Source organism: Caballeronia sp. LZ034LL, assembly GCF_031451215.1.
In the GTDB taxonomy this organism is placed as follows: domain Bacteria; phylum Pseudomonadota; class Gammaproteobacteria; order Burkholderiales; family Burkholderiaceae; genus Caballeronia.
This window is the reverse complement of sequence record NZ_JARUXR010000004.1, coordinates 295,221-308,874: the sequence shown is the minus strand read 5'-3', so window position 1 is coordinate 308,874 and position 13,654 is coordinate 295,221. Positions and strand designations below refer to the sequence as shown.

Here is a 13,654-nt window from a genome sequence, read left to right as displayed (position 1 = left end):
CTGACGTTTCGCACACGGCAGCGGCACACAGAAGGCGGATTGCAACGCGCGCTGCCCAAAACACAACGCCCCGCGTGACTCGCATCACGCGGGGCGTTCTCTCATGCACAACCCCCATCCGGTCAATGTCCGGCGGGCTCCGTGGCGTCCAGTTCATTCGCCATGGCCGTCTGCGGATGCGCGGCCTGCTTGATGAACAGCGCGACAGCGGAGATCAGTCCCGCCACGGCGATGGTCGCGAAAATGCCGCCGAAGCTGAAATGCAGGCGCGTCAGCTCGGCGACGAGGAATGACCCCGCGATGCCGCCAAAGCGCCCGATGCCCAGCATCCATGCGACGCCGGTGCCGCGTCCCTGAGTGGGATAGAAGGCGGCGGCAAGCGCGGGCATCGACGATTGCGCGGTGTTCATCAGCACGCCCGCAACGAACACGACCAGCACGAGCAGTCCCACGTTGCCCACTGCCTGACCGATCAGATACACGCTCACGGCCGTCAGCACGTAACACACGGCGATGATGCGATTCGCGTTGAACTTGTCCATCAGCACGCCGCACAGCACCGCGCCGACGCCGCCGAGCGGGAACAGCGCGGAGATCAGCGTCGCGGTTTGCGGCGCGAGGCCCGATTCCTTGAGCAGGATCGGCATCCAGTTGATGGACGCGTAGAAGATCACGAGGCCCATGAAATACGTGACCCACAGCATCACCGAGCCGACGATGTACGAGCGCGACAGCACCACGCTCATGCCGCTTTGTCCGGCGGCGGCGGGCGCCTTCTCGGTCATGAAGAACGAACCGGCTTGCATGGCGTCCGCCGAAATGCGTGCGAGCGTGGCGCGAATCTTTTCGACGGGCCGCGCCTTCGCCACCATGTAGCGCACCGACTCCGGCAGCGTCGCGATCAGCAGCACCGAGAGCGCCAGCGGCGCGATGCCGCCGAGCAGCAGCACGCTGCGCCAGCCGAAGTGCGGAATCATCCAGGCCGCGAGAAAGCCGCCGAACGCCGCACCCAGCGGAAAGCCGCAGAACATCAGGTTGATCAGCGTGGCGCGACGGTTGTCGGGGCAGAACTCGCTCATCATCGTGACGGCGTTCGGCATCGCCGCACCGAGGCCCAGGCCGGTGACGAAACGCAAGGCCGTGAGTTGCGTCAGGTCCGCCGCGAACGACGAAGCCAGGCACGCGACGCCGAAGATCAGCACGGACGAGAGCAGCATCGCGCGACGGCCCAGCTTGTCGGAGAGCGGCCCCGACAGGAGCGCGCCCGCCGCGAGGCCGAACAGCGCCGCGCTCAGGACCGGCGCCAGCGCCGGACGGCTGATATGCCATTCGGCCACCAGCGAAGGCGCAATGAAACCGATCGCCGCGGTGTCGAAACCGTCCAGCAGCACGATCACGAAGCACATCCCGAAGATGAGCCACTGAAACGGCGAGAACGGATGGTCGTTGATGAACGTCTGGACGTTCACGGCAGGGCTTCTGCTCACTTCATTCCCTTTGTCAGGTTGGGCGCGGGCAACTCACGACTTGCGACTCATGGCCCGGCACCGATTGCGTCTTTGCTGTGAGAGACATACGAAATGTTCGTTACGCGAACACCGATTCTCACAGCGAACTCGCCAGCGAGGGTACTGAAGAAGCGCGCACGCCGTCAACGCGGGCTTACCCGCGTATGACGGCGTGCTGACGTGAGGCTGTCGGGCCTGCCGGGAACGAAGCGCCGGGCTCAGGCCACGCGTCGACCGGCGCGCCACGTTTCACGCGGCACCTGCACGCTGTCCACCGAGGCCACGCGCACGAAATCGGCGCGCGCCCCGAGGGCGATGGCGCCGCGGTCCGTGAGACCCGCGGCATGCGCGGGCGTCCATGAGACTGTCGCGACCGCGCGCGGCAGCGACCAGCCCGCCTTCGCGACCAGATCGAACACGGCGATCAGCAGGCTCGACGGCACATAGTCCGACGACAAAATGTCCAGCAGCCCCTCGCGCGCCAGATCGAGCGCGGAGACATTGCCCGAATGCGAGCCGCCGCGCACCACGTTCGGCGCGCCCATGATCGTCGCGATGCCGTGCTCGCGGGCCGCGCGCGCGGCGTCCAGCGTGGTCGGGAATTCAGCGAGCGCGATGCCGTCGCGAGCGGCTTCCTCGACATGCTCCACGAGCGTGTCATCATGGCTCGCGAGCGAGATGCCGAGCGTCTTGCAGCGCTCGACAATTTCCCCGCGATGCTTCGCCGCATAGCGCGCCTGATGCTCGGCCAGCTCGGCGAGGATCTTGTTCGCGTGCTCGTCGCTCCACTTGCCGTGGCGCTCCTGATACTTGCGCCACTTCTCGTGGTCCTGCCATTGCCGCTGCCCGGGCGTGTGATCCATGACCGAGGCGAGCCGGAAGAGCGGATGCGCGCTCAGCGAATCGAATACCTCAACCACATCCGTCGTGCCCACTTCGCAGCGCAGATGCAGGAAGTGATCGGCGCGCAGCACGCCGCGCTCGACGAACTTGCCGATCGACTGCGCGCACTGCACCTGCAATTCGCGGCCGCGCACGCCGTCTTCCGGACGCGAGCCGACGCCCAGCGCGTCGAACACGGTGGTGATGCCCGCCGAGGCCACTTGCGCGTCATGCACGATGATCGCGGCTTCGGGATTCCACAGCACGCCCGGACGCGGCGCGAGATGCTTCTCGATGTTGTCCGTGTGCAGTTCGACGAAACCCGGCAGCAGATAGTCGCCGTCCCAGTCCTCGGCGTCGCGCGCGGCCGTGTTGCCCGGCGCGATCTCCGCGATCAGCCCGTCCTCGATCCGCACGGTGCCCGTGAAGTCCTCGTCGCGCGTCACGATGCGCGCATTCTTGATCAGCATGTCTGCAACACTCCGGAATCGGTTTGAACGGATGCGGCGGCCGCGCTTTCGAGCCGCACGATGCGGGTCGCGACGCGCGCACGCGTGTCCTCGTCATGAAAGATGCCGACGATCGCGGCGCCCTGCTCGCGCGCCTCGACGATCAGGTCCGCGACCACGTCGCGGTTTTCGGCATCGAGCGACGCGGTGGGTTCGTCGAGCAACAGCAGCGGATGCGCCGCGATCAAGCCGCGCGCGATGTTCACGCGCTGCTGCTCGCCGCCCGAAAACGTCGCGGGCGCGAGGTTCCACAGCCGGCGCGGCACGTTGAGCCGTTCGAGCAGGCCGCGCGCACGCACCCGCGCCGCTTCTTCCTCGATGCCGCGCGACACCAGCGGCTCCGCGACGAGATCGAGCGCGCTGACACGCGGGATTGCGCGCAGGAACTGGCTCACATACCCCATGGTGGTGTTGCGCAGACGCAGGATCTCGTGCGGCTCGGCGCTCGTGAGCATGACGTGACGCGCGGGCTGGCTGTCGTCGCGAATGGCGATGGTGCCGCGCGTCGCGAGATAGTTGCCATACATGCAGCGCAGGAAGGTGCTCTTGCCCGCGCCGGAAGCACCCGCGAGCACGACGCACTCGCCGCGCGCCACATCCAGCGACACGCCCGCCAGCGCGGCGATGCGCGCGCCGCCCTGTTGATGCAGCGTGAAAGTCTTCTCGATGCCGCGTGCCCGGAGCATCAGCCGGTCGTGAGTGACGAAGTCATTCGTGGTCATCTGTCGTACCTCAAACGGGCAGCACGGACGCAACGAGCGTCTGCGTATAGGGATGTTGCGGATCGTCGAGCACCTGGTCGGTCAGGCCGCTCTCCACCACGCGCCCGTCCTTCATCACCATCAGGCGATGCGCGAGCAGCCGTGCCACGCCGATATCATGCGTGACGATCACCGCTGCCAGATGCAGCTTGCTGGTGAGCGTGCGCAGCAGGTCGAGCAGGCGCGCCTGCACGGAGACGTCGAGGCCGGCGGTGGGTTCGTCCATGAACACGAGACGCGGGCCCGTCACCAGATTACGCGCGATCTGCAGGCGTTGCTGCATCCCGCCGGAAAACGCCGAGGGCAGTTCGTCGATGCGCGCGGCATCGAGTTCGACGCGCTGCATCCAGTCCGCCGAGGTCTCGCGCAGGCGCCCGTAATGCCGTGCGCCGATGGCCATCAGCGGCTCGCCGATATTCGCCCCCGCCGACACGTTGCGGCGCAGTCCGTCGCGTGCGTTCTGGTGCACGAAGCCCCATTCGGTGCGCGACAGCAGGCGGCGGCGCGGTTCGGCGAGCGTCAGCAGGTCGAGCGTTTCGCCTTCGCGCGTGGTGTAGGCGAGCGCGCCGCCGTCGATGCCGCTGCGCAACGCGAGCGCGTTCAGCAAGGTGGACTTGCCCGAGCCCGACTCGCCGACGATGCACAGCACTTCGCCCGCACGGACTTCGAGATCGACGTCGACGCAGCCGCCGCGTCCGTCATAGCGCTTTGTGAGGCGCGTGGCTTTCAGCAATGCGTTCACTGTGCCGCCTCCTCGTTGTCCGACGCGTCGCGCCGGCTGTGGCAGAAGTCACTGTCGGAACAGACGAACATGCGCGCGCCCTGATCGTCGACGATCATCTCGTCGAGGAAGCTTTCGCGCGAACCGCACAATGCGCAGGCATGCTCCCACTTCTGCACGCTGAACGGATGGTCTTCGAAGTCGAGGCTCTTCACCTTCGTATAAGGCGGAATGGCGTAGATGCGCCGCTCGCGGCCCGCGCCGAACAGTTGCAGCGCGGGGTTCATGTGCATCTTCGGGTTGTCGAACTTCGGGATCGGCGAGGGCGACGTGAGATAGCGGTCGTTCACCATCACCGGATAGTCGTAGGTCGTCGCGATGCTGCCATGCTGCACGATGTCCTCGTAGTATTTCACGTTGATGAGGCCGTAGTCCGCGAGCGCGTGCAGCTTCCTGCACTCGGTCACACGCGGCTCCAGCCGGTACAGCGGCTCGGGCATCGGCACCTGATAGACGAGGATCTGCTGCTCCGTCAGCGGCGTCTCGGGAATGCGGTGACGCGTCTGCACGATGCTGGCGTCGGCGGTGCGCGTCGTGGTCGCCACGCCGGCCGTGCGCGCGAAGAATCGGCGGATGTTCACGGCGTTGGTGGTTTCGTCGGAACCCTGGTCGATCACCTTGAGCGTATCGCGCGCGCCGATGATCGCCGAGGTCACCTGCAGTCCGCCCGTGCCCCAGCCGTACGGCAGCGGCATCTCGCGCGACGCGAACGGCACCTGGTAGCCCGGCACCGCCACGGCCTTGAGCAGCGCGCGGCGGATCATGCGCTTGGTCTGCTCGTCGAGATAGGCGAAGTTATAGCCTTCGGTCAGCGCGTTCATGCCGCATGCTCCTGATGGTCGTCCTTGCCGTGTGCCGCGCGCAGGCGGCGCAGCAGTTCGAGCTCGGACTGGAAGTCGACGTAATGGGGCAGCTTCAGATGCTGCACGAAGCCGGACGCCTCGACGTTGTCGCTGTGATACAGCACGAACTCGGGATCCTGGGTCGGCGAGCCGACCGTTTCCCCCAGCTCCTGCGCGCGCAGGGCGCGGTCCACCAGCGCCATGGCCATCGCCTTGCGCTCCGAGTGGCCGAACGCGAGTCCATAGCCTTGCGTGAAGGCCGGCGGCACTTCGCCACTGCCCGCGAACTGGTTGATCATCTGGCACTCGGTGATGTCGATGTCGCCGATCTCCACCGCGAAGCCCAGTTCGTCGATCTGCATTTCCACCGCGACTTCGCCATGGCGGATCTCGCCGGCAAACGGATGGCTGTGCGCGTAGCCGCGCTGGGTCGCATAGCCGACCGCCAGCAGGAAGCCTTCGTCGCCGCGGGCGAGATTCTGCAGGCGCGTCGGGCGATCGGCGGGAAACGACAGCGGCTCGCGCGACAAGTCGCCCGGTTCCGGTGCGTTTTCCCGCACGCGTTCCTGCTCGATCAGCCCTTCCTTGTCGAGCATCGACAGCACGCGCGGCATCGCGTCCGCGGACGCCGCCTTCGCCGGAATAGTTGCATCGCTAATTGGTTCGCCTTCGGCGAGCAAGGTGAAGTCGAGCAGACGCTGCGTGTAATCGTAGGTGCCGCCCAGCATCTGGCCGCCCGGAATATCCTTGAACGCCGCCGAGATGCGGCGCTCGACGCACATCGCCTCAGTATTCACCGGCAGCGTGTAGCCGAAGCGCGGCAGCGTCGTGCGATAGGCACGCAGCAGGAAGATGGCCTCGACCAGATCGCCGGCGGCCTGCTTGATGGCGAGCGCCGCGAGGTCTTCGTCGTAGACCGAGCCTTCGGTCATCACGCGCGCCACGGCCAGCCGCATCTGCTCGCGTATCTGCGCGACGGACAACTCGGGCACGGCGAGATCGCCGCGGCGCTGCTTCGCGAGTACGTCCCATGAACGTTCGATGGCGCGTTCGCCACCCTTGACCGCGACGTACATCAGTTCACCTCCACGTGAGTCGTGCGCGGTAGGCCGATCAGCGAGCCTCCCGCGACAAAACAGCAGTCGATGCCGCAGGGAAACAGTGCGGCGAGCGCCGCACGTTCGCGCCAGAACCCGGGCGGCAGACCCGCGATGCCGACCGTACGCGTCTGCGCGATGCCCGGACCGCTCCATACGAGCGGCTCGCCTTCCGTCAGCGACGGCACGCGGATGAACAGCGTCGCCGACGTTTCGGGCGTCTCGGGGTCGCCGTGCGAGAACGCATCGAGGGAAGGCATGTTGCGCGCGTCGTCGATATAGGCGAACGCGGCGGCGCGACGGTCGCGTGTGAGCGGCGCGCTCGCATGGAAGCGCAGCGCGTCGCCGAGCACGGAATCTTCGCGCTCGACGAACACCGGCGTCGAATAATCCGCCAGCGCCAGCAACGCGGCGAACGCCGCGAGCGGCACGCGTCCGGCAAGCGCGTCGCGCATCGCGTGATTGTCGGGCAGCGCGGCATCGATCGCGAGCACACTGCCGGGACGCGACAGTGCATCCAGCAACGCGCGGAACACGCGTTGCGCATCGTGTACGGGATCGTTGAAGCCGGGCACGAGCGTGGTCATGTCGATCTGCATCATTCGCCTCTCACCATCGTGAAGAATTCGACCTTGGTCGCCGCCGCTTCCGCTTCCTTGCGACGCCGTTCGTCGGCGATACGCGCGGCCAGTGGCTCGATCAAACGCGTCTGCAGGCGCGCCCCGTGGGCCGGTGTCTGCAACAGCGCATCGGCGAGCGCGGCGAGGGTCGCCCGCTCCTTGTCGCGGCCCATGTGGACTGCGACGCCCACCGGCGCATGGCCGTCTGCGGTGCACAGGCGCAGCGTGGCGCGCGTCACGGTGGCTTCGCCGAGATTGAAGGCGTCGCCCGTGCCGCCGATGCGCCCGCGCACCATCGCCAGGCCGATGTCCGGCGCGCGCAGCCATTCATAGTCGGGCAGCGGCGCACCGTCGAGCGCCGCATCCAGCGCCTGTTTCAGCGCATCGCGCGGCGTGCGCGCCAGCACCGCCATCCAGGCGCGGCGGTTGCCGGCGTCGTGCGGCTCCATTGAAGTACTCATTGCGTTCCTCATGTCAGGAAGGATTCGGCCGTCGCATGCTACTCGTTGTCTGATCTAGTCGTCTAGACGTTTGGTCGTGTGGAGGGGGTTTCACATTTCCATCACGAGTTGCGCACTACAATCCAGAGAACGATATTCAAACGTACCGGAATGACAGCGACATGACATCGAACGCAATCCACGACAGCAACGCTCCCGGGCATGCGGTCGAACGCGGCGCGGGGGTCTCGGTGTGGCGGCAGATCGAGCAGATCCTCGCCGCGGAGATCGCGGCCAAGAGTTTCGGCGAGGAAGGCCGCCTGCCGAGCGAAGCCGAACTCGCCCGGCGTTTCGACGTGAATCGTCATACCGTGCGCCGCGCCATGCTGAGGCTGGCGGCCACTGGTCTGGTCAGCGTCGAACAGGGGCGCGGCACCTTCGTGCAACCGGGCGCCATCGACTACCAGATTGGCCGGCGCACGCGCTTCACCGAAAACCTGCGCAGCCAGAAGCACACCTCTGCCGGCGTCGTGCTCACTTCAGACCGCGTGAAGGCGGATCCGACCGTCGCCAAGGCGCTCTGCGTGCGCGCCGGCACGCTGGTCTATCAGATCGAAACGCGCCACGATTCCGACGGCATCCCGATGACCTACGCGCGCAACTGGTATCCGGCGGCGCGCTTCAACGGCTTGCCGGACGCCATCGATGCCGCGGGCGGCGTGAGCGCCGCGCTCGAACAGTTCGGCGTGAAGGATTACATGCGCAAGTGGAGCCGTATCGGCAGCGTGCTGCCTTCGTCGGAAGTGGCGCGGCGTTTGCAGATCAACCGCCAGCAGCCGGTGCTGTGGGTCGAGAACGTCGATGTCGACGAGGAAGGCGTGCCGATCAAGTACGGCTTCACGCACTTCGCAGCGGACCGTGTGCAACTGATGGTCGAGCACGGCTCATGATCGTCGCGCAGGTGCATGCCCGCCACCCCCGCGTGGCGCTGTATTACGCGCCGCCCGCCTCGTCCGCATGGTGGCGCGAAGGCTGCGAATGGCTCGGTCGCGATCCCGAAAGCGGCCGCGAGAGCACGACTCCCGCGCACGACGTCACGCAAGCGCCGCGCCGCTACGGCTGGCACGCCACGCTCGTCGCGCCCTTTCACATGGCGCCCGGCGTCGAACTCGCGGATGTGCTCGCGTCGGCGCGGGCCTGGGCCGGCACGGTGCCGCGCTTCGAGATCGCGATGCGGGCGGAGGCGCTCGGCCGCTTCGCCGCATTGCGTCCCGCTGCCGCGCAGGACGACGCCACGCTGCGCGCACTCGCCGGCGACGCGCTCATCGCGCTGGCGCCGCTGCGCAAGCGGCCTTCGCACGAGAGCATCGAGCGGCGCATCACGGAAGGCATGAGCGCCCGGCAGATCGAACTGCTGCGTGAATGGGGCTACCCGTACGTGTTCGACGAATATCGCTTTCACATGACACTCTCCGATTCACTCGACGATGCCGGCCAGCGTGACGCGGTCGTGTCGGACTGGACGCGGCGCGTCGATATGCTGGGCGCGTTGCCGGTCCACGGCGCGGCGCTCTTCGTCGAACCGGAGCCGGGCGCGCCCTTCATGCTGTGGCAGCGCCTGCCGTTCAACAACGTACAGGATGGAGCATGAGCGGAGTGGACAGCACGAAACTGATCTATGTGATGGGACCGTCGGGTGCGGGCAAGGACTCGCTGCTCGGGTTTGCGCGCGAACGCGTCGGGACGCGGGTGATGTTCGCGCATCGCTACATCACGCGCGCCGTCGCGGACGGCGAGAATCACATCGCGCTCACGCACGATGAATTCGCCTCGCGGCTTTCGTATGGCCTGTTCGCGATGCATTGGGAGAGCCTCGGGCTGCGCTACGGCATCGGCATCGAACTCGATGCATGGCTCGCGCGCGGCATGCCGGTAGTGGTGAACGGTTCGCGTCAGCACGCCGGGCTCGCCCTTGACCGCTATCCGCACGCGCAGTTCGTGCATATCGATGCAACGCCCGCCGTGCTGGCCGCCCGCCTCGCGCGGCGCGGCCGTGAAGATGCACGGCAGATCGAGGCGCGTCTTGCGCGGCGTCCTGCGTTCGCGTTGCCGCCGCAGGCGAACCTCGTGCATATCGACAACTCAGGCATGCTCGCGGATGCCGGCACGCAGTTTCTCGACGTGCTGACGTTTGGCAGTCACGTTTGAGGGCGTCTATGCGACGGCCGTGTCTTCCGGACCCCACCCTGGAATGTTCAGGTAATAGCGCGTCGAACGACCTGCGCCCACCCTGCGCAGTAGCGCCATGTCCTCGAGTTCGATGAGTTCACGCGAGGCCGTCGCCCGCGAGGTGCCGCCGATGCTCTCGTACTTCCTGGTGCTCATGCCTCCCTCGAAACCCTCGGGACCGGCGTCGAACAGCAGGTTGACGACTTTGCGCTGCCGGGGCGTGAGTGCCTTGTCCTGATGATTCATCCAGAAAATGGCTTTCTGGAGCGCGGCGTCCACGGCACTGGACGCTTCCTCGCAGGACACCCGCACTTGTTCCACGAACCACAGGACCCATTCGGTGACATCGAGATCGCCGTGCTGGGCGCGTTCGAGTTGCTCGTAGTAGTCGCGTCGCTTGTCGAGCAAGCGCTGCGAGGTCCGGATCAGGCGGCTGACCTCGCCGCTGTCGCGCGCCAGCACCAGGTCGATGAGCACTCGACCAATGCGACCGTTCCCATCCTCGAAGGGATGGATCGTTTCGAACCACAGGTGAGCGAGCGCAGCCTTGACCAGCGTGTCGTGCTCGGTCTTTGCGTTGAACCACTCCAGGAACATTTGCATTTCCGCCGGGACGCGGGCCGATGAGGGTGCTTCGTAATGGACCCGTTCGCGCCCGACTTGCCCGCTGACGATCTGCATCGGCTCGGCATGCTCGCGGTATGCCCCAACCAGAATCTTGACCATGCCCGAGTAACCGGTCGGGAAAAGAGCCGCCTGCCACGCACATAAACGGTCATGCGTAAGCGGAGCGTTTCTTTGCAGCACGGCATCATCCATGATGTCGAGCAGGCCTTCGACGTTCCGAGGCGCGTTGGGACCATCCTGATTGCCGACGCCCAGTCGCCGTGCCACGGACGAGCGCACGGCGGCGAGATCGATGCGCTCGCCCTCGATCGCTGCCGTCGCGACAGCATCCTGGCTCCAGGCCTCGGCGGCGAGTTCGAGGCGCTGGTCGAAGCGCAGACCCGCCAGCTTGCCTTCAACGATCCCCTGAATCCGGTGCGCGCGAGCCAGCTCGCCGCCAACGCGAACGGCGTCGTAATGCATGCCGGGCCACGTGGGGGCTTGCCAGATGAGCGATGGAGGCGATGACATGGCGCTGGATGGGCCTTGAGGCGATTAGCTCACTATTCGACTCGCATTTTGAGTCGAATCAGTATAGCCCATGAGGCGATTGGACGCTTAATCGACTCAAATCATGAGTCGATTAAGCGTCCAGCAAAAACGCCTCAGATCACCCGCTCCCGCACCCAGCCTGACACGAGATCGATCAGCGACACGATGACGATCACGATCAGCATCACCGCCGCCGTCTGCGCATAGTTGAACGAGCGGATCGCCTCGTACAGCACGACGCCGATCCCGCCTGCGCCGACCATGCCGACGACCATCGCCGAGCGCACGTTCGACTCGAAGCGATACAGCGCGAACGAGATCCACAACGGCAGGACCTGCGGCAGCACGCCGTAGATGATTTCATCGAGACTGCTCGCACCGGTGGCGCGCACGCCTTCGGCGGGGCGTGCATCGACGGCTTCGACCGCTTCCGCAAACAGCTTGGCGAGCACACCCGTCGTGTGCACCCACAGCGCGAGCACGCCCGCGAACGGCCCGAGCCCCACGGCGACGATGAACAGCATCGCGAAGACCATCTCGTTGATCGCGCGGCACGCGTCCATCAGGCGGCGCACGGGTTGCGAGATCCAGACGGGTGCAATGTTCTGCGCCGACAGCAGCCCGCACGGCACGGCGCAGACCAGCGCGAGCGCCGTGCCCCACACCGCGACCGCGAGCGTCACGATCATCTCCTGCACATACGTGCGCCATTCGGTGAAGTCGGGCGGGAAGAAGTCGCGCGCGAACTGGCTCATGTTGCCCGATGCACCGAGCAGATCCAGCGGACGCATGTCCGCGCTATGCCAGGACAGGCCGAGCACGGCCACGACGGCGATCCAGCCGAACATCGACATCCAGCTGCGCTTTCCGGCCGCCGCATGCGCGGGACGCGCGATGCCGGCCTCGAACGTGGTGACGTCGAGCGGCTTCATTTACTTCGCCGCCGGGTTGTCGAGCGCGGCGATCTTCTGGTCGAGCGCGGCGACCTGGGCCTTCTTGTCGGCGTCGTCGAGATTGGCATTGTTCTGGATCTGCTGCTGCTTCTGGAACAGCGCCATCTGGCGAATCGGCACGAGCTGCGCGTCCGAGGAATCCGCGAAGCCCGAATAGCCGGAGATTGCGTTGATCACCTGCTGCTCGTGCGGATCCTTCTGCGCGTAGTGATCGAAGAAGGTGCGCAGCTTGTCCTTCGTGGCTTGCGGAAGGTCACGGCGCCACACCAGCGGGTCCGACGGAATCAGCGGCGACTTCCACAGCACCCGCACCTTCGGATACAGCTCGGGATGCTGGGTCTTGATGGTATCGAGCATGTCGGTGTTGTTGGTCGCGACGTCCACCTTGTCGTTGACCACCGCGAGCATGTTCGCTTCATGGCTCGACGGCAGCACGCTCTTGAAGGCCGTCTTCGCGTTGATGCCGTTCTTCGCGAACAGATAGTACGACGGCACCAGTGTGCCCGACGTCGAGTTCGGATCGCCGAAACCGAGGTTGATGTCCTTCGTGTTCTTCAGCACCTGGTCGAGCGACTTCCACTTGCTGTTGGTGTTCGTGATGAGCAGCGAGTAGTAGCCTGCCTCGCCGTTCTTGTACTTCACCTTCGCGAAGACCTCGCCGTTCGAACGGTCCACGGCCTCGATCGCCGAAGCATTGCCGAAGAAGCCGATCTGCACCTTGTTGAAGCGCATGGCTTCGATGATGCCGGCGTAGTCGGTCGCGAAGTAGGCCTTCACGTCGAGGCCGGTCTGCTTGTTGAGATCGTCGATGAGCGGCTGCCAGCGTTGCTTGAGCGCGGCGGAAGAGTCCGTCGAGATGATGCCGAAGTTGATCGTATCGGCCAGAACGGGCTGCGTCAGGAGACAGGCAAGCGCGGCGCCAGCCAGGATGAAACGGGCTGCTTTCATGGTGCGATCCAGAGAGGGGTTGGTTCGAAATTCAGGAGCCGGCCGCCGATGCGAACACCGGCGAGGCATGCGCGCGTTGATCGGTGGCTTCCGACGGCTGTGTGTCCGTGCGATCCTGCGCGGCGCGCTGCGTCGTCAGCAGTTCATCCGCCGACGCGCCGTACAGCTCGCGCAGCACCGGCGGCGTCAGGCGCTCGGAGGCGCCGTCGAACACGACGCGGCCGTCGCGCAACGCGATGGTGCGCGGACAGTACTTCATCGCGACATCGATCTGATGCAGCGACACCACGACCGTCAGGCCATGCTCGCGATTGAGCGACTGCATCAGGTCCATGACGCGGCGCGCCGATTCGGGATCGAGCGACGCGATCGGCTCGTCCGCGAGCACGATGCGCGCACGCTGCACCAGCGCGCGGGCCAGCGCGGCACGCTGCTGCTGGCCGCCGGAGAGATTGCTGGCGCGTTCCAGCGCGTGCTCGCCGATGCCCATCGCGGTCAGCGATTCCAGTGCAAAGCTGCGCTCGCCGCGCGGAAAGCGGCCCGTCAGACGGCGCCACAGCGACACGCGGGACAGCGCGCCGATCAGCACGTTGGTCAGCACCGTGAGACGTCCGACCAGATTGAACTGCTGGAATACGAAAGCGACGTCGCGGCGAATCGAACGCACTTCGCGCACGATCTTGCCGTTCTGCTGGATCGGCCGGCCGAGCAAGGTGACGTGCGACGGCGCGGGGTCGGATGCCGTGAAGCCGGCGATATGCCGCAGCAACGTGGATTTTCCCGATCCCGACGCGCCGATCAGCGCGACCATCTCGCCCTCCTGCACGCGCAGATCCACGGAATCCAGCGCCTTGCGGCCACTCCTGAACGTCTTGGTGAGACGCTCGATGCGAATTGCGTCCATAGTTTCCCTCGATGGCGTGCGC

15 protein-coding genes are annotated in these 13,654 nt (G+C 66.1%); 3 read left to right on the top strand and 12 right to left on the bottom strand.

What is annotated here, in order from left to right; genetic code table 11:
- Positions 1–122: 122 nt before the first annotated feature.
- From QCE83_RS28815 to phnG, 8 genes are all read right to left on the bottom strand, one after another.
- The gene (locus QCE83_RS28815) at positions 123–1,487 is read right to left on the bottom strand and encodes an MFS transporter (protein WP_309819306.1); all 1,365 of its coding nucleotides are present in this window, start codon (positions 1,485–1,487) and stop codon (positions 123–125) included.
- A 239-nt stretch (positions 1,488–1,726) separates the two neighbouring features.
- Positions 1,727–2,860, bottom strand: a complete 1,134-nt coding sequence (locus QCE83_RS28810; RefSeq protein WP_309819305.1) for an alpha-D-ribose 1-methylphosphonate 5-triphosphate diphosphatase — start codon at positions 2,858–2,860, stop codon at positions 1,727–1,729.
- Positions 2,854–3,621, bottom strand: coding sequence for a phosphonate C-P lyase system protein PhnL (phnL, locus tag QCE83_RS28805; RefSeq protein ID WP_309819303.1), 768 nt, complete (start codon positions 3,619–3,621; stop codon positions 2,854–2,856). The genes QCE83_RS28810 and phnL overlap by 7 nt, the downstream gene beginning before the upstream one ends.
- 10 nt (positions 3,622–3,631) lie before the next feature.
- Entirely contained in the window at positions 3,632–4,402 is a 771-nt protein-coding gene (phnK, locus tag QCE83_RS28800) for a phosphonate C-P lyase system protein PhnK (protein WP_309819302.1), read from the bottom strand.
- A complete protein-coding gene (locus QCE83_RS28795) occupies positions 4,399–5,262 on the bottom strand; it encodes an alpha-D-ribose 1-methylphosphonate 5-phosphate C-P-lyase PhnJ (RefSeq protein ID WP_309819301.1) in 864 nt (287 codons plus the stop codon). The genes phnK and QCE83_RS28795 overlap by 4 nt, the downstream gene beginning before the upstream one ends.
- Positions 5,259–6,359, bottom strand: coding sequence for a carbon-phosphorus lyase complex subunit PhnI (locus QCE83_RS28790; protein ID WP_309819300.1), 1,101 nt, complete (start codon positions 6,357–6,359; stop codon positions 5,259–5,261). The genes QCE83_RS28795 and QCE83_RS28790 overlap by 4 nt, the downstream gene beginning before the upstream one ends.
- Positions 6,359–6,982, bottom strand: coding sequence for a phosphonate C-P lyase system protein PhnH (gene phnH, locus QCE83_RS28785; RefSeq protein ID WP_309819299.1), 624 nt, complete (start codon positions 6,980–6,982; stop codon positions 6,359–6,361). The genes QCE83_RS28790 and phnH overlap by 1 nt, the downstream gene beginning before the upstream one ends.
- The gene (gene phnG, locus QCE83_RS28780) at positions 6,979–7,461 is read right to left on the bottom strand and encodes a phosphonate C-P lyase system protein PhnG (protein ID WP_309819298.1); all 483 of its coding nucleotides are present in this window, start codon (positions 7,459–7,461) and stop codon (positions 6,979–6,981) included. Before phnG ends, phnH begins: the two co-directional genes overlap by 4 nt.
- A gap of 161 nt (positions 7,462–7,622) precedes the next feature.
- On the opposite strand from phnG, the gene phnF reads away from it, so the two are divergent.
- Genes phnF through phnN form a run of 3 tightly spaced genes read left to right on the top strand, consistent with a single transcriptional unit; the run spans position 7,623 to position 9,648 of the window.
- Entirely contained in the window at positions 7,623–8,390 is a 768-nt protein-coding gene (gene phnF, locus QCE83_RS28775; protein WP_309819297.1) for a phosphonate metabolism transcriptional regulator PhnF, read from the top strand.
- A complete protein-coding gene (locus tag QCE83_RS28770) occupies positions 8,387–9,091 on the top strand; it encodes a DUF1045 domain-containing protein (protein WP_309819296.1) in 705 nt (234 codons plus the stop codon). The genes phnF and QCE83_RS28770 overlap by 4 nt, the downstream gene beginning before the upstream one ends.
- Positions 9,088–9,648 carry a phosphonate metabolism protein/1,5-bisphosphokinase (PRPP-forming) PhnN gene (phnN, locus tag QCE83_RS28765; protein ID WP_309819295.1) on the top strand — a complete coding sequence of 187 codons (561 nt, stop codon included), beginning with the start codon at positions 9,088–9,090 and terminating at the stop codon, positions 9,646–9,648. Before QCE83_RS28770 ends, phnN begins: the two co-directional genes overlap by 4 nt.
- Positions 9,649–9,654: 6 nt before the next feature.
- Here phnN and QCE83_RS28760 read toward each other — a convergent pair whose 3' ends face one another.
- The 4 genes from QCE83_RS28760 to phnC form a co-directional block, all read right to left on the bottom strand.
- Positions 9,655–10,806, bottom strand: a complete 1,152-nt coding sequence (locus QCE83_RS28760; protein ID WP_309819293.1) for a Fic family protein — start codon at positions 10,804–10,806, stop codon at positions 9,655–9,657.
- 134 nt (positions 10,807–10,940) lie between these two features.
- On the bottom strand, positions 10,941–11,759 hold the full coding sequence (gene phnE, locus QCE83_RS28755; RefSeq protein WP_404985792.1) for a phosphonate ABC transporter, permease protein PhnE: 819 nt from the start codon (positions 11,757–11,759) through the stop codon (positions 10,941–10,943).
- A complete protein-coding gene (phnD, locus tag QCE83_RS28750; RefSeq protein WP_309819290.1) occupies positions 11,760–12,728 on the bottom strand; it encodes a phosphonate ABC transporter substrate-binding protein in 969 nt (322 codons plus the stop codon).
- Positions 12,729–12,759: 31 nt separating this feature from the next.
- Complete coding sequence (phnC, locus tag QCE83_RS28745; RefSeq protein WP_309819288.1) at positions 12,760–13,632, bottom strand: phosphonate ABC transporter ATP-binding protein; 873 nt, start codon at positions 13,630–13,632, stop codon at positions 12,760–12,762.
- Between the last annotated feature and the right edge of the window lie 22 nt (positions 13,633–13,654).